Source organism: Variovorax sp. GW821-FHT10D07 (assembly GCF_059415325.1).
The window spans coordinates 25590-41367 of the sequence record NZ_JBWKMZ010000014.1 but is presented as its reverse complement, the minus strand read 5'-3'; the positions used below and the strand labels follow the sequence as shown (position 1 = coordinate 41367).

Here is a 15778-nt window from a genome sequence, read left to right as displayed (position 1 = left end):
ACAAATTCCAAAAAACGGTACGGAATGTTCTATTTTTTGCAAAAGGACTATGATCCGCCGCCATGAAGATCGTCAAGTCGCTGCCGCCTTCCGCCGAGGCCCCGGGCGCCGACACCCCGGCGATGCGGCTGTTCGCGCTGCTCGAGGTGATCGCCGCCAAGGACCAGCGCTACTCGCTGCAGGGCCTGGTGGAGGAGACCGGCCTGCCCAAGCCCACGCTGCACCGCATGCTGCAGCAGATGGAGGGCGCGGGCCTGCTGCAGCGCGAGGGCGACGGGCGCCACTACGGCATGGGCACGCGGCTGCGCCGGCTGGCCGAGAACCTGCTGTTCAACGACAGCCTGCACGGCGCGCGCCACACGGTGCTGCGCCAGCTGGTCGAGGAGATCGGCGAGAGCTGCAACCTCACGGCGCTCTCGGGCAGCGAGGTGGTCTACCTCGACCGCGTGGAGACCGCGGCGCCGCTGCGCTTCTACCTGCACCCGGGCTCGCGCGTGCCGGTGCACTGCTCGGCCAGCGGCAAGATGTTCCTCGCGCAGATGGGCCAGGCGCAGCGCCGCCGGCTGCTGGCGAATGCCTCGCTCGAGGCCTACACGGCGAGCACGCTGACCGATGCCGCGGCGCTCGAGGCCGAGATCCAGCGCGTGCGAAAGAACGGCTTCGCGATCGACAACGAGGAGTTCCTGCCCGGCCTGCTGTGCATCGCCGCGCTGGTGCCGGCTGCGGGCGACAGTCCGTCGAACCTCTGCATCGCGGTGCAGGCGCCCGTGATGCGGCTCGACATCGCGAAGGCCAAGACGCTGCTGCCCGCGCTGCAGCGCGCGGCGCTCGCGCTGAGCCGCATCGATGCCGATGCGACACCCGCGCGCCGCGCCCAGGCCTGACACCTCCCCACCCGCCCCATGAACGACATCGCCGCCCTCCACCCCACGCGCCTCGTCGGCGTGCGCGAGACCTTCGGCATCGACGCCGACCTGCAGGTGCCCGCCTTCGCCGAGCGCGACGCGCACGTGCCCGAGATCGACGCGGTCTACCGCTTCAACCCCGACGTGACGCTCGCGATCCTCGCGGGCTTCATGCGCGACCGACGCGTGATGGTGCAGGGGCTGCACGGCACCGGCAAGTCGACCCACATCGAGCAGGTGGCGGCGCGGCTGAACTGGCCCTGCGTGCGGCTCAACCTCGACGGCCACATCAGCCGGCTCGACCTGGTCGGCAAGGACGCGGTGGTGCTGCGCGACGGCAAGCAGGTCACCGAGTTCCAGGAAGGCATGGTGCCCTGGGCGCTGCAGCGGCCGGTGGCGCTGATCTTCGACGAGTACGACGCGGGCCGGCCCGACGTGATGTTCGTGATTCAGCGCATCCTCGAGCGCGACGGCCAGTTCACGCTGCTCGACCAGAACAAGGTGCTGCGCCCGCATCCCTTCTTCCGGCTGTTCGCCACCGCCAACACGGTCGGCCTGGGCAACCTCAACGGCCTGTATCACGGCGCGCAGCGGCTCAACCATGCGCAGATCGACCGCTGGAACATCGTCGCCTCGCTCGACTACCTGCCCACGCCCGAAGAGATCGCGATCGTGCAGGCGCGCGTGCCCTCGCTGGCCGACGCGGCGGGCCGCGCCACGGTCGCGGCGATGGTGGCGGTGGCCGACCTCACGCGCAAGGGCTTCGCGGCCGGCGACCTGTCGACACTGATGTCGCCGCGCACCGTGATCACCTGGGCCGAGAACCTCGAGATCTTCAAGGACGTGGCGCTGGCCTTCCGCCTCTCCTTCGTCAACAAGTGCGACGAGGCCGAGCGGCCGCTGGTGGCCGAGTACTTCCAGCGCTGCTTCGACCGCGAGCTCGCGGAATCGCACCGGCTCGCGGGCGGCTGAGCGCGGCGCGCCATGACGCAGCAGGACATCCGCAAGGTTCGGCAGGAGGAACGCGTCGCCGAGCTCTGCGCGGGCGTGGTGCGCGCCTTCAGCGGCGAGCGCGACCTGCACTTCCGCGGCCGGCGCCTGCACCGCGGCCGCGTGCCGCTGCCGTGGTTCGCGCCGCACCTGCATCCCTCGCCCGAGACCGACGACTTCGAATCGTTCCGCGGCGTGGCTGATGGTTTGGCGCTGCGCATCGCCGGCTCCGATGCCGCGCTGCACCGCACGCTGCAGCCCGAGGAGCCGGTGGAGCGCATGCTGTTCGAGATGCTCGAGCAGTTCCGCGCCGAGGCGCTGGTGCCCGAGGCCATGGCCGGCATGCGGCGCAACCTGCGCCATCGCCACGCGCAGTGGTCGCTGGCCTTCCACCACTCGGGCCTGACCGAGACCGCGCGCGGCCTGCTGCTGTACGCGGTGGCGCAGATCTGCCGTGCACGCGTGAGCGGCGAGCAGGTGGTCGAGGAAACCGAGGACATGCTCGAGGCCACGCGCTTCGCGCTCGCGCCGCGCATCGGCCATGCGCTGGGCGGGCTGCGGCGCGATCGCTTCGACCAGGCCGCGTATGCCGTGCATGCGCTGGCGATCGCGCGCACGGTCGCCACGATGCTGCACGAGGCCGGCGGCGATGACGAAGCACCCGACACGCGCCAGAACGACACCGACGACAAGCGCAGCGTGTTCAGCCTGGTCGCCGAGATGGACCGCGAGATCGTCGAGCAGCACGTCAGCGCGCAATCCGGGCGCAGCCGGCTGCTCGAGGAGGCCGGCGCCACCTACCGCGTGTTCACCACCGAATACGACCGCGAGCACGAGGCCGCCACGCTGGTGCGCCGCGAGCTGCTGGCCGAATTGCGCGAGCGGCTCGACCGCCGCATCGCGGCGCAGGGCGTGAACCTGGCGCGGCTCGCGCGCGAACTGCGCGCGCTGCTGGCCGTGCCCGAGCGCGACGGCTGGGACGGCGGCCAGGAGGAAGGCCGCATCGACGGCCGCCGGCTCGCCCAGCTCGTGGCCTCGCCGGCCGAGCGGCGGCTGTTCCGCATCGAGCGCGAGGAGCCGCTGGCCGATTGCGTGGTCAGCTTCCTCATCGATTGCTCGGGCTCGATGAAGGAGCATGCCGAATCGGTCGCGATGCTGGTCGACGTGCTCGCGCGCGCCCTCGAGCAGGCCGGCGTGGCCAGCGAAGTGCTGGGCTTCACCACCGGCGCCTGGAACGGCGGCCGCGCGCAGCGCGACTGGCTGCGCGCGGGCCGGAGCGCGCACCCGGGCCGGCTCAACGAGCGCTGCCACCTGGTGTTCAAGGCCGCGGGCACGCCCTGGCGCCGCGCGCGCGCGCCGATGGCCGCGCTGCTGCGGCCCGAGCTGTTCCGCGAGGGCATCGACGGCGAGGCCGTGGACTGGGCCTGCACGCGGCTGCGCGCGCGCAGCGAGGAGCGCAAGCTGCTGCTCGTGATCTCCGACGGCTCGCCAATGGACAGCGCGACCCATCTCGCCAACGATCCGCACTACCTCGACCACCACCTGCGCGAGGTGCTGGCACGCCAGGAGCAGCAGCGCGACATCGCGATCGCGGGCATCGGCGTGGGGCTGGACCTGAGCCCCTACTACAGCCACAGCCACGTGCTGGACCTCGCGGCCTCGACGGGCAACGCGATCTTCCGCGAGGTGATTGGACTGATGGCGGGGCGGCACCGGCACTGAGTTCCGCATGGCCCGCGCGCCATGTCAGCCGAAAGTGTCGCGTTGACAAGCGCCATCGGCGTTTGTACATTGAGTTTCAATTATCCGAACGCTGTTCCAATATTTGGAATTCATCGAAAGCGTCGGGACAACGGAGACGCATGGATTCCACGCTCGCCAAAGGCCTCGCCGTCATGGAATGGATGGCACGCCAGGCACGCGCCTGCCGCGTGACCGACGTCGCCCTTGCCTTCGGCATGGCGCGCAGCAATGCCCATCGCACGCTGCAGACGCTGGTGGAATGCGGCTGGGCGGTGCAGGACGCCGACACCAGCGCCTACCGGCCGAGCCTGCGCCTGTTCGAACTCGGCGCCATGGTCTCCGAGGCGGCCGACATCGGCGCGCTGCTGCGCCCGCACCTCGCGGCACTGGCGCAGGCCAGCGGCGAGACCATCCATCTCGCGGTGCTCGACGGCGCCGAGATCGTCTACCTCGACAAGTTCGACAGCCCGCTGCCCGTGGCCGCCTATTCGCGCATCGGCGGCCGCGCGCCGGCCTGCTGCGTGGCCTCGGGCAAGGCGATGCTGGCGGCCGCGCGACTCGATGCCGCCGCGCTGCGGGCGCTGTTCGGCACGCTGCAGCCCCACACGCCGCACAGCATCGTCGACTTCGATGCGCTGCAGGCCGAGCTCGAGCGCAGCCGCGCGCGCGGCTATGCCGAGAACCGCGAGGAATGGCGCCTGGGCGTCTGCGGCCTCGGTGTGCCGGTGTTCGACGCGCGCGGCACGGCGGTGGCCGCCGTCGGCATGAGCGTGCCCTCCATCCGCTTCGCGCGCACCCAGGCGCGCGAACTCTCCGATCGCATCATGGCCTGCGCGCGCGACGCCAGCGCCACGCTGGGCTACCGCCCCGCCACCGCCCCCGCCACCACAACGAGAAGGAGACCCGTATGAGACTGTCCTTGTCCGCCCCCTGGTTGCGCGCGGGGCTGCTGGCCGCCGCGGCGCTGGCATCGCCGCTGGCCGCGGTCGCGCAGAACGGGAGCGACTACCCCAGCAAGCCGATCAAGCTGATCGTGCCCTACCCGCCCGGCGGCGGCACCGACGTGATCGCGCGCATCGTGCAGGAGCGCTTCCAGACGCTGCTGGGCCAGCCGGTCGTGATCGACAACCGCGGCGGCGCGGCCGGCTCGATCGGCACCGAGCTGGTCGCCAAGTCGCCGGCCGACGGCTACACGGTGCTGTTCACGCTGTCCTCGCACACCATCAACCCGGCCATCTACAACAAGCTCTCGTTCGACACCGCGAAGGACTTCGCGCCCGTGGGCCTGGTGGCCTCGCTGCCGCAGATCCTGGTGGCGAACCCGCAGTTCCCGGCCAGCACCGTGGCCGAGCTGGTCGCGATGGCCAAGGCCAAGCCCGACAGCATCTCCTTCGCCTCGGTGGGCAACGGCTCGCCCGGCCACCTCGCGGGCGAGCTGCTGAAGCTGCGCACCGGCACGCAGATGACGCACGTGCCCTACCGCGGCGGCGGCCCGGCGGTCACCGACGTGATGGGCGGACAGGTGCCGCTCTTGTGGGTGTCGATTCCCGCCGCGGCGCAGTTCGTGAAGGCCGGCAAGCTCAAGGCGCTGGCCGTGTCGACCACCAAGCGCAGCGCCGCCTTTCCCGACGTGCCGACGATGCAGGAGGCCGGCATTCCCGACTTCGACGTCGACTCCTGGTACGCGGTGTTCGTGCCCGCGAAGACGCCGCAACCCGCGATCGACCGGCTCAACCGCGTGATCAACACGGTCGTGAAGGAACCCGACATCCGCGACAAGCTGCTGGCCCAGGGCAGCGAAGGCGTGGGCGGCACGCCCGAGCAGCTCGGCAAGGTGGTGTCGACCGAACTCGTGCGCTGGAGCAAGCTCGCCAAGGAAGCGAACATCCGCGTCGACTAGTTTTTTCTTCTCTTCTTGATGAACGGCGCCACGGGCGCCGAGCGATTTCCATGAACACCTCCGCATCCTCTTCAGAAGCCTCGGGCCCCATCGTCGAACTGGTGGCACGCGCCCGCGCGGCGCAACGCATCTACGAGACCTGGTCGCAGGCCCAGGTCGACATGGCGGTGACGGCCGCCGGCTGGGCCCTCATCGAACCCGCGCGCAACCGCGAACTGGCCGAGCTGGCGGTGGCCGACACGGGCGTGGGCAACGTCGAGGACAAGGTGCGCAAGAACCACCGCAAGACCTTCGGCCTGCTGCGCGACCTGCAGGGTGCGCGCTCGGTCGGGGTGATCGCCGAGGACCCGGCGCGCGGCATCGTCGAGATCGCGCGCCCGGTCGGCGTGGTGTGCGCGATCACGCCCTCGACCAACCCGGGCGCGACGCCGGCCAACAAGATCATCAACGCGCTCAAGGGCCGCAACGCGGTGATCGTCGCGCCCTCGCCCAAGGGCTGGTCGACCGCGGCGCGGCTGATCGAATTCATCCACCAGCAGTTCGACCGCATCGGCGCGCCGCGCGACCTGGTTCAGCTGCTGCCCGCACCCGTCAACAAGCAGTCGACGGCCGAACTGATGCGGCTGTGCGACCTGGTGGTGGCCACCGGCTCGCAGGCCAATGTGCGCGCCGCCTATGCGAGCGGCACGCCGGCCTTCGGCGTGGGCGCCGGCAATGTCGCGGGCATCGTCGACGAGACGGCCGATACCGAAGCCGCGGCCGATCGCATCGTGCGCTCGAAGACCTTCGACAACGCGACCAGCTGCTCGTCGGAGAACAGCCTGGTGGTCGTCGACGCGGTGCGCGCGCGCCTGCTCGCTGCGCTCAAGGACCGCGGCGCCGTGATGCTCGGCGAGGCGCAGAAGGCCACCCTTCAGCAGCTGATGTGGCCCGAGGGCAAACTCTCGGCCGCGGTCATCGGCCAGTCGGCACGCGCCATCGCCGAGCGCGCCGCCGAGGTCGACGGCGCCAACCGCGCGGCCTGGCAGGCGATCGCCGAGGCCGACCCGCGCATCCTGATGGTGGCCGAGGACGGCGTGGGCCACGACCATCCGTTCTCGGGCGAGAAGCTCAGCCCGGTGCTCGCGGTCTATGCGGCGCGCGACTTCGCGCATGCGGCCTCGATCGTCGAGCGCATCTACGGCTACGAGGGCGCGGGCCATTCGGTGGGGCTGCATTCGGCCGTGCCCGGGCGCGCGCTCGAGCTCGGCCTGTCGCTGCCGGTGTCGCGCGTGATCGTCGACCAGGCGCACTGCATCGCCACCGGCGGCAGCTTCGACAACGGCCTGCCGTTCTCGCTCTCGATGGGCTGCGGCACCTGGGGCCGCAACAACTTCTCCGACAACATGAACTACCGGCACTACCTCAACATCACGCGCGTGTCGCGGCCGATCGCCGAGCAGGTGCCGAGCGAGGAACAGATCTTCGGCGCCTTCTTCGCGCAGCACGGAGCGCACTGAGCATGGCGGCGGGCGACAGCGACACCGTCCATGGCCTGATCGAGCAGGTCGCCGCGCGCCAGCCGGGCGCGGTGTATGCGCTGTCCACCGAGAGCGAGGCGCGCATCGACTGCGCCGCGCTCGCGCTCGGTTGCCGCCGCGTGGCCGGCGCGCTGCGGGCGGCCGGCGCGCGGCCCGGCGACACGGTCTCGGTCGTGATGCCCAACGGCCTGCAGACGCTGCGGCTGCTGCTGGGCGCGATGCATGCGGGCATGGTCGTGAACCCGGTCAACCTGCTGTCGCAGCCCGAGCAGATGCGCTACGTGCTCGCTCACTCCGACTGCCGCGTCGTCTGCGTGGCGCCCGAGTGGGAAGAACGCGTGCGCGCGATGCTCGCGGACATCGGCCGACCGGTGCCGGTGCTGGTGGCCGATCCCGACGGGCTCGGGCTGCCGGGGGAAGCCGAAGCGAACGCGCTTCCCGCGCTTCCCGCGCTTCCCGCGCCCTCGCCCGACGCGGTCGCGCTGCTGATGTACACCTCGGGCACCACGGGCCAGCCCAAGGGCGTGATGCTCACGCAGCGCAACCTCGCGGCCAACGCGCAGGCGATCAGTGCCGAGCACGAGCTGGGAAGCACCGACCGCGTGCTCGCGGTGCTGCCGCTCTATCACATCAACGCCTTCTGCGTGACCATGCTGGCGCCGCTCGCGCACGGCGGCAGCCTCGCGATGCCGCCGAAGTTCTCGGCCGGCCGCTTCTGGGAGCAGGCCGCGCGGGCCGGCTGCAGCTGGATCAACGTGGTGCCGACCATGATCTCGTACCTGCTCGAGGGCGAGGCACCGGCGCGCGAACGCACGGCCGCCATCCGTTTCTGCCGCTCGGCCTCGGCCGCGCTGCCGCCCGAGCACCACCGCGCCTTCGAGCGCCTGTTCGGCATCGGCATCGTCGAGACCATGGGCCTCACCGAGACCGCCGCGCCCTCGTTCTCCAATCCCCTCGATCCGGCACAGCGCAAGCTGGGCTCGGTTGGCCGCGCCTCGGGCTGCGAGGCGCGCGTGATCGACGCGGCCCTCGCCGAGGTGCCCGACGGCAGCACCGGCGAGCTCGCGATCCGCGGGCCCAACGTGATGCGCGGCTACTACAAGAACGAGGAGGCCACGCGCGCCAGCTTTACGCCCGACGGCTGGCTGCGCACCGGCGACCTCGGCCACCGCGATGCCGACGGCTTCTTCTTCGTCACCGGCCGCATCAAGGAACTGATCATCAAGGGCGGCGAGAACATCGCGCCGCGCGAGATCGACGAAGCCCTGCTGCGGCATCCCGCCGTGCTCGAGGCCGCGGCCGTCGGCGTGCCCGACCGCCACTATGGCCAGGAGGTCGGCGTGTGCATCGTGCTGCGCGAGGGCTGCGCCTGCGGCGAGGACGAGCTGCGCGCCTTCAGCGCCGAGGCGCTCGGGCGCTACAAGGCGCCGGGCCACTACCGCTTCGTGACCGACCTGCCGCGCGGGCCCTCGGGCAAGGTGCAGCGGCTCAAGCTGCTGCCGCTGTTCGCGGCATGAACCCGGCCGACCTTCTGACGCCGCCGCTGGCGCCGCTGCTGCTCGCCTACAGCCTGTGCGTGGTGTTCGCGGCCGGCGTGGTGCGCGGCTTCGCGGGCTTCGGTTTCTCGGCCATCACGGTGGCCGGCATGTCGCTCGTGGTCTCGCCCGCGCTGGTGGTGCCCGCGATCTTCATGCTCGAGATCCTCGCGAGCCTGAGCCAGCTGCGCGGCATCGCACGCGACGTCGACATGCCCTGGCTCGGCTGGCTGATGCTCGGCAACCTGCTGTTCATTCCGCTCGGCGTGGCGCTGCTGGCCTGGCTGCCGGAGACGCCGCTGCGCCTGCTAATCGGCGCGCTGCTGATGGCCGCCGCGCTGCTGCTGCGCAGCGGCGCGCGCGCCACGCTGGTGCCCACGCGCGCGGTGCGCTTCGGCGCCGGCCTGGCCTCGGGCTTCATCAACGGCGTGGCGGCCATCGGTGGCATCGCCATCGCCGTGCTGCTGAGCACCACCGCGATGGCACCGGCCGCGCTGCGCGCCACGCTGATCGCCTTGCTGCTGTTCAGCGACGTGGTGTCGCTCGCGAGCGCCGCGCTGATGCCGGCCGCGCACGCCACCGGCAAGCTGCTCGGGCCCGACACCTTCAAATGGGCGCTGTGGCTCGCGCCCGCGATGCTGGCCGGCATCTGGTGGGGGCAGCGCTCGTTCAAGGGGGTGTCGCCCGAGCAGTTCAGGCGGCATGTGCTGAACCTGCTGATCGCGCTGGCGGCGGTCAGCGTGGTGCGGTCGGTGGTCGGGCTGGTCGGATGACCATCGCGCCCGCGTCGTAGGCCTCGCAGTACACCGCCCAGTCCTTCGCCACCTGCGCGGCGCACTGCTGCGCGGCGTCGAGCAGGTCCGCGCGCCACGACTTCGCCGAAGCGCCGAAGTCGACCAGCGCGTCCGCGATGACGGAGCCCTGCCGGCCCGCGCTACGCAACTGCGCCCAGGCCATGAGCTGCCCCATGTCGTCGAGCACCGCGCGGATGTCGGCGGGCCGCGTGCGGTTCACGTTGAGGCTCACGCGGTCCTCGCTGGGCTGCAGGCCACGCAGCACATAGGAGCTCTTGCGCGTCACGATGGGATGCAGGAAGGCCATCGACACGGCCTGCATGCGGCGCTGCAGCGCGACCACGCGGTGCGCCTCCGATTCCCAGGCGGGCTGCGCCGTTTTCTTCAGGTGCGGCGCGAGCGAGGACGGCAGCGCCTGCTTGAGGTCGAGCAGGTAGTTGGCATCGGGCGAGCCCTTGCCCTCGACCAGCACGATGTAGCGCTCCACGCCGAGGCTGCCAGTGCCGGCGATGCGGCGCGCCACGTCGAGCACCTCGAAGAAGCCCGGGTTGGGCTGCGAGGCCGCGAAGCGATCGACCAGCTTGACGACGCGCTCGCGCTGCGCTTCGGTGACCGGTAGCGCATGCTTGCCATCGCTGCGGATCAGGCGCCGGCGGCCCTTGCGCTCGGTGCGCCGGTCGAGGAAGGCGGGGCGGGTGCGCGCCTTGAGGGTGTCGAGCAGTTCGCGCACCAGGCCGGTCGCGGTGTCACGCTCGACCCAGCGGGCCTTGCCGAGCGCGAGCGCGCCCGCATAGGCGTCGAGGAAGACCCTGCACAGCGCGGCGGACTCGGCGGCGCTGCGGCTCAAGCCATCGCCGGCCACGAGGATGCTCGTGAGGAAGCGCACCAGTTCCCAGGTCACGGGCGCGAGCGCGGCCTCGTCGAAATCGTTGAGGTCGAAATAGACCAGCCGGTTGTCGCCCTTGTAGCTGCCGAAGTTCTCGAGGTGCGCGTCGCCGCACAGCCAGGCCAGCGGCGCCTTGGCGAACAGCGCGCCCGAGGGCAGGCGGTCGTAGAACAGGTGGCAGGTGCCGCGCAGGAAGACGAAGGGGCTCGAGCGCAGGTTGGCGTATTTCATCGCCAGGCGTTCGGGATCGCGGTCCGCGTTGAAGGCGCGGACGGTCTTGACGGCATTGGGCATGGTGCTTTTGCTTCCCGCTTTCTTGGTGACGGGATTCTGCGGCCCCGCGCCCAGCCGAAGCTGACCGGCGCGTCACACCTTGTCAGGCGATGCCGGCGGCCGTGAGCGGGTCGTAGTCGGCCGCGCGCAGCAGCGCATGCAATTGCCGCCGGCGCACGCCCATGTTGCCGCCGTCGAACAGCGGCAGCGCGATCGCGTCCTGCAGCAGGCCCGCGAGCGGCAGTTCGTGGTCGTAGCTGTCGATGCCCACCACGCGCATCAGGTCGGTGATCACGCGCACGGCGGCTTCGGAGCCGAAGATCTTCGACTGCAGCGCGAGCTCGAGCGCGCCGGGCAGCTGGCGATCGATCGCATCGCAGGCCTTCCAGCCCAGGTAGCGCGCGGCCTCGATGGTGGTCTTGGCATCGGCCAGCGCATAGCCCACGGCCTGGTGCTCGACGATGGGCAGCGCGCCGCCGCGGCATTCGGTCTTCGCGAAGCGCAGCGCCACGTCGAAGGCCGCGCGCATCAGGCCCACGCCCATGATGCCGACCAGCGCCGCGGTGCCCGAGAAGCTGGCCTCGACGATGTCGCGCGCGCCGCCCACCGGGCCGACCACGTCGGCGTCGGGCACGGCCACGCCCTCGAGCCGGAAGCGCGGCACGAGGTGCGCACGGTGGCCCATGGCGTCGATGTCGTGCAGCGGCACCAGGCCCGGCGCGCCGCGCCGCACCACGAGGATCGAGAGCGCGGCCTCGGGCGGCGCCTCGGGGTCGGTGCGGCAAACCACGCTGAGCAGGTCGGCGCCCTCGCCGTCCCAGCCGGTGGCGGCCGACACCCACTGCTTGGTGCCGTGGACGCGCCAGCCGCCTTCGCCACGCTCGGCCGTGGTGCGCACGCCCTCGCCGGGCCGCGGCGCGGCGAAGTTCGCGCTGCCGCCGGGCTCGCTGTTGGCCAGCGCGGCCAGCGGCGCGCCCTCGCACGCGAGAAAGGGCGCGAGCAGGCGCCGGTGCTGCTCGGGCGTGCCGGCGATGAACAGCGGCGCCAGGCCCAGCAGGTTGGCGAACAGCGTCAGCGAGACATTGCAGTCGACCGCATGGAACTCCTCGGCCACGATCGCGAGGTCGACCATGCCCGTGCCCTCGCCGCCGAAGGGCTGCGGCATGAGCCGGCGCAGGAAGCCGCGGCGGATGATCTCCTCGTACATCGGCCGCGTGGCGCGGAAGCGCTCGCCGGGCGTGTGCAGCGCGTGCGTGGCGGCGCGCACCTGCGAGAGCACCTCGCTGGCGGCACGCCGCGCATCGAGCTGGAGCGCGCGGCGCGCGGGGTCGAGGGTGAAGTCGATGGTCATGGGAAATCCGGTCGAGTGATGGGTGGGACCGCAGTCTGGCCGCGCCACCCCCGGGCGGCCTTGTCGTTTCGTGCACGGCGCCTTGCCGGAACGCGCAGCACGGGCGCGCGGCTTGCAAGGCCCGCGTGCCGTCGCGATGATGCGTATCCCAACCGCCCGCCCACAGGTGCGCACATGAAGTCCTGGTCCACCGAAGCCGTCGCCGCGCCCGAGCAGTTCGCCTACTGGCGCGAGGTGGTGTGCGAGGCCTTCGCGGCGCTCGACCCGCGCTCGGCCGAGCGCGGCGCGGGCTTCGCGAGCCGGGTCGACATGGAAGGCATCGGCGCCATCAACGTGGCGCGCATCCGCGCCGAGGCCCACACCGTGGTGCGCGACTTCTCGCAGATCCGGCGCGATCCGCAGGACCGGCTGTTCGTCAACCTGCAGGTCGCGGGCCAGGGCATCGTGCGCCAGGGCCACCGCGAGACGCGCGTGACGCCCGGCGCCTTCAGCATCGTCGACACGGCCCGACCCTACACGCTGCATTTCGAGCAGCGCTTCGAAGTGCTGTCGCTGCGCGTGCCGCGCGAGCTGCTGCTGCCGCGCGTCAGCGAGCCGCGCGCCCTGTTCGCGCGCGCGCTCGGCGGGCCGGCCGGCATCGGGCGCGCGACCTCGGGCTTCATGCAGTCGCTGATGGAGGGCGGCGGGCTGCCCGCGGGGCCCGCGGCCGAGCGGCTGGCGGTGCTGCTGTGCGAACTCGTGGCCGAGTCGGCGCGCGCGGTCGATGCCGGTGTGGCGCCCTCGCCGCCGATGCGCGATGCGCACCGTCAGCTGCTGGTGCGCCGGGTCAAGGCCCATGTGCTCGAGGCGCTCGATTCACCCGAGCTCGACGTGCCCTCGATCGCGCGGCACTTCGGTGTCTCGGTGCGCTACCTGCACCTGGCCTTCGCGCACGAGGGCAGCACGCCGGCCGCGTGGATCCGCGCGCAGCGCATGACGCGTTGCGCGCAGGACCTCGCGAACCCCGCGGACCGGCGGCCGGTCTCGGCCATCGCGCTGCGCTGGGGCTTCCAGGACATTCCGCATTTCACGCGCGCGTTCGGCGCGGCCTTCGGCTGCACGCCCTCGGCCTATCGCCAGCGGCACGGGGGCACCGGCCCCGGCGACGAAGGCGGCCCCTGCCTCAGGGCAGGTTGAGCTGCCACGAGACGCCGAAGCGGTCCTGCACCCAGCCGTAGAGCCGGCTGAACGGATAGGCATCGACCGGCATCAGCACCTGGCCGCCTTCGCCGAGTCCGTCGAACAGCCGCCGCAACTGCGCCTCGTCGTCGCAGTCGATGAACAGCGAGATCGAGGGCGTGAAGCCGAAGGCATGCACGGGCGGGCTGTCGATGCACAGCAGGCTGTGGCCGCCGAGCTCGAAGCGCGCCTTGAGCACCGTGCCCTCGGCGCCCGGGCCCGCGGGACCGTAGCGCTCGATCTCGGTGATGCGCGCCTCGGGAAACAACGAGAGGTAGAAATCCATCGCGGCCTGGGCCTGGCCGGTGAACATCAGGAAGGGCGTGAGCCGCATGGCGGGTCTCCTCGAAGAAGATCAATAGGGCGGCGCCTTGCGCGCGCGCTGTTCGCGCGCCGCTTCGGTCCACCACGCGAGGTCGTCGGCGAAGCGGCCGAAGGCCCGGTCGAGCGAGGCGCCGGGCGCGCCGGTGGGCTGGCCCTGCGCGTCGAGCGTCTGCGAGATCGGACCGACCGAGAGCGTGCTCGACACCACGATCATGCCCATCTCGGAGAGGATCGAATGCCACACCGTGCCCGAGCGCACGCCCGAGAAGCGGCCGGCCGAGTAGCTCGCGATCGCCGCGGGCCGCCAGAACCACTCCTCGAGGAAGTGGTCGGTGAGGTTCTTGAGGCCGGGCTGCGGGCCCCAGTTGTATTCGCCGGTCACGAAGACGAAGGCATCGGCCGCGCGGATCTTGCGCGCCAGCGTCTCCATCGCCTCGGGCGCCGTGCCCGCCGCGTACTCCTTGTACATGCGGTCGAGCATCGGCAGGTCGACGGCCTTGGCATCGATCAGCTCCACCTCGGCGCCGCGCGCGGCCAGCCGCTCGACCAGATAGTCCGCGAGCCGCACGCCCATGCGGTCGGCGCGGTAGGAACCGTAGAACACCAGGATCTTGTCTGCCATCGTCGCTCCGTTTCGCAGGGCCGCCGGGTTGCGGCCCTTGCGCGAAGGGTAACGCTTCAAGGTGGCATTGGCGAAACGGCTCGGCTCACACGCGGGTCCAGGCCTTGCCGATCAGGTCGGTCTGGCGGGTGCACTCCATCTTCTCCATCAGCGAGGCGATCTGCGCGCGCACGGTGTGGTACGACACGGCGTTGTCGATGGCGTACTGCTTCGGCGCCGCGCCGCGCATCAAGGCCTCGAGAACGCGGGCCTCCGAGGGCGTGATACCGAAGGCGATCTCGAGTGCCTCCGCGTTCAGGGCGGCTTCGCGGCGGTCGCGGCAGACACGCACCACGACCAGGATCTCGCCGCTGATGCTGAGCTGGAGATCGGCGCGCGCCAGGTCGAGCCGGTGCGTGCGCCCGAGCGGCCCCGCCAGCACCAGGCGCCGCGCGGGCCCGCCGCCGGCCGCCTCGCGCAGCCTGCGAACCAGCAGGCCCTGCGATCTCTGGTCGGCATGCCACAGCCGGCCTTGGCGGAGCTGCAGCGCGCCCCGCTCGCCGAGCCACGCCCTCGCCAGTTCGGACACGTGCAGCACGGCGCCGGCCGGCGTGACCAGGAAAACGGCTTCGTTGAATGTCTTGAAGGTGGCGTCGACGAACGAGAGCGACAGCGCCGCATCGCGCTGGCGCTGCTGCATGGCGTTCTGCAAGGCGGTGGTGAAGGTGCGCATCGGTTCCGAATCGACGCGCCGGCCAATGTCGTCGGACGGATGGTTGCGCTGCACCGAGAGGCCGGCGCGTCGGCTCGAGGTTTCGACCGCCATGAAGGTCACGATCTGCCGCATGCGATGCACGCACATGAAATCGGCATAGAAGGCCTGCCGGTCGAGTTCGGTCTGGGTGAAGCGTTGCGCGGTGTCGAGCCAGGTGCCCGCGGGCAGGCCATGTCCAAGCGGTGCCACGATGTCCGAGGCATGGAAATGCTCGACGTACTCGCGCTCGGCGCGGGCATCCACGCACTGCTGCTCGAAGCGCAGCAGGCCGCCGCTGCCGTCGAACATGATGAAGGTCGCGGTATCGCCGCCCACCAGCTGGCGCGCCCCCTCCAGCACATCGAGCCAGGGCTGCGATTGCGGTTCGTCGAGGTGATGGATGGCATCCAGCGCGCGGCGCAGCGGAATCTTCTCGCGCATCTGCATGAGCGTCTTCTCCTGGTGGCCTGGAGGCGCGGGGCAGACCGGCGCGTGCCGCGGGCCTGCGCTCCTCCTGCACCAGTGTGGCGATAGCGAGCGCTCCGCGTCAAGGGGCCGCGGCGGCAGGCCCCTCGCCCTGGGCGCCCTAGCGTCGTGTCAGCGTGATGTCGAACCCGTTGCGCGAGCGCCCCTGGTAGGTTCTGGCATCGACCGGCTTGAAGCTGATCGTGCTGTCGCCGCAACCGACCAGCGCCTGGGAGGGATGCAGGCTCAGCTCGAAGCCCTGGCCCTCGGCCGGTGTCCAGCGCGCGGGGGTCGGCAGGCCGACGCAGGGATCGGCGGTGCTGCGGATCGCGAGCTGCCAGATGCCGGCGCCACGCTCCAGGTTCAGGTCGGCGCGGTATTCGCGGCCGTTCGGTGCCTTGAGCAGTGCGTTCCAGGCACCGTCGATGGCGGGTGCCGCCGGGTCGGTGGCCTGCGCGCTGGCGGCCAGCGGTGCGAGCGCCAGGATGGCGCCGGCCATGCATCGGGTGATCGACATGG

Annotated in this window: 15 protein-coding genes; 9 read left to right on the top strand and 6 right to left on the bottom strand. The window is 71.4% G+C overall.

Annotation, left to right across the window (positions count from 1 at the left end; genetic code table 11):
- The first annotated feature begins 62 nt into the window (after positions 1 to 62).
- The 8 genes from AC07PU_RS32185 to AC07PU_RS32150 all read left to right on the top strand — a co-directional run bounded on the left by AC07PU_RS32185 (position 63) and on the right by AC07PU_RS32150 (position 9366).
- The gene (locus tag AC07PU_RS32185; protein ID WP_495322386.1) at positions 63 to 884 is read left to right on the top strand and encodes an IclR family transcriptional regulator; all 822 of its coding nucleotides are present in this window, start codon (positions 63 to 65) and stop codon (positions 882 to 884) included.
- Positions 885 to 902: 18 nt separating this feature from the next.
- Positions 903 to 1877, top strand: coding sequence for an AAA family ATPase (locus AC07PU_RS32180; protein ID WP_495322385.1), 975 nt, complete (start codon positions 903 to 905; stop codon positions 1875 to 1877).
- A 12-nt stretch (positions 1878 to 1889) separates the two neighbouring features.
- Positions 1890 to 3617 (top strand): cobaltochelatase CobT-related protein, encoded by a 1728-nt coding sequence (locus AC07PU_RS32175; protein WP_495322384.1) that lies wholly within the window; start codon positions 1890 to 1892, stop codon positions 3615 to 3617.
- Between the two features lie 140 nt (positions 3618 to 3757).
- On the top strand, positions 3758 to 4549 hold the full coding sequence (locus AC07PU_RS32170; RefSeq protein WP_495322383.1) for an IclR family transcriptional regulator: 792 nt from the start codon (positions 3758 to 3760) through the stop codon (positions 4547 to 4549).
- Positions 4546 to 5538, top strand: coding sequence for a tripartite tricarboxylate transporter substrate binding protein (locus AC07PU_RS32165; protein WP_495322382.1), 993 nt, complete (start codon positions 4546 to 4548; stop codon positions 5536 to 5538). The genes AC07PU_RS32170 and AC07PU_RS32165 overlap by 4 nt, the downstream gene beginning before the upstream one ends.
- 50 nt (positions 5539 to 5588) lie before the next feature.
- On the top strand, positions 5589 to 7037 hold the full coding sequence (gene sauS, locus AC07PU_RS32160) for an acylating sulfoacetaldehyde dehydrogenase (RefSeq protein WP_495322381.1): 1449 nt from the start codon (positions 5589 to 5591) through the stop codon (positions 7035 to 7037).
- Between the two features lie 2 nt (positions 7038 to 7039).
- Positions 7040 to 8575, top strand: a complete 1536-nt coding sequence (locus AC07PU_RS32155) for an AMP-binding protein (RefSeq protein WP_495322380.1) — start codon at positions 7040 to 7042, stop codon at positions 8573 to 8575.
- A complete protein-coding gene (locus tag AC07PU_RS32150; RefSeq protein ID WP_296774482.1) occupies positions 8572 to 9366 on the top strand; it encodes a sulfite exporter TauE/SafE family protein in 795 nt (264 codons plus the stop codon). The genes AC07PU_RS32155 and AC07PU_RS32150 overlap by 4 nt, the downstream gene beginning before the upstream one ends.
- Here the strand turns inward: AC07PU_RS32150 and AC07PU_RS32145 are convergent.
- Positions 9329 to 10567, bottom strand: a complete 1239-nt coding sequence (locus AC07PU_RS32145) for a DUF2252 domain-containing protein (RefSeq protein WP_495322379.1) — start codon at positions 10565 to 10567, stop codon at positions 9329 to 9331. The genes AC07PU_RS32150 and AC07PU_RS32145 overlap by 38 nt on opposite strands.
- A gap of 82 nt (positions 10568 to 10649) precedes the next feature.
- Entirely contained in the window at positions 10650 to 11897 is a 1248-nt protein-coding gene (locus AC07PU_RS32140; protein WP_495322378.1) for an acyl-CoA dehydrogenase family protein, read from the bottom strand.
- A gap of 174 nt (positions 11898 to 12071) precedes the next feature.
- On the opposite strand from AC07PU_RS32140, the gene AC07PU_RS32135 reads away from it, so the two are divergent.
- Positions 12072 to 13073: an AraC-like ligand-binding domain-containing protein gene (locus AC07PU_RS32135; protein WP_495322377.1), complete on the top strand. Its 1002-nt coding sequence runs from the start codon at positions 12072 to 12074 to the stop codon at positions 13071 to 13073.
- On the opposite strand, the gene AC07PU_RS32130 is transcribed toward AC07PU_RS32135, so the two are convergent.
- From AC07PU_RS32130 to AC07PU_RS32115, 4 genes are all read right to left on the bottom strand, one after another.
- Complete coding sequence (locus AC07PU_RS32130; RefSeq protein ID WP_490879998.1) at positions 13060 to 13449, bottom strand: VOC family protein; 390 nt, start codon at positions 13447 to 13449, stop codon at positions 13060 to 13062. The genes AC07PU_RS32135 and AC07PU_RS32130 overlap by 14 nt on opposite strands.
- A 21-nt stretch (positions 13450 to 13470) precedes the next feature.
- Complete coding sequence (locus tag AC07PU_RS32125; RefSeq protein WP_495322376.1) at positions 13471 to 14061, bottom strand: NADPH-dependent FMN reductase; 591 nt, start codon at positions 14059 to 14061, stop codon at positions 13471 to 13473.
- Between the two features lie 85 nt (positions 14062 to 14146).
- Positions 14147 to 15241, bottom strand: a complete 1095-nt coding sequence (locus AC07PU_RS32120) for a helix-turn-helix transcriptional regulator (protein WP_177239227.1) — start codon at positions 15239 to 15241, stop codon at positions 14147 to 14149.
- A gap of 139 nt (positions 15242 to 15380) precedes the next feature.
- Complete coding sequence (locus tag AC07PU_RS32115) at positions 15381 to 15776, bottom strand: hypothetical protein (protein ID WP_495322375.1); 396 nt, start codon at positions 15774 to 15776, stop codon at positions 15381 to 15383.
- Positions 15777 to 15778: the final 2 nt, after the last annotated feature.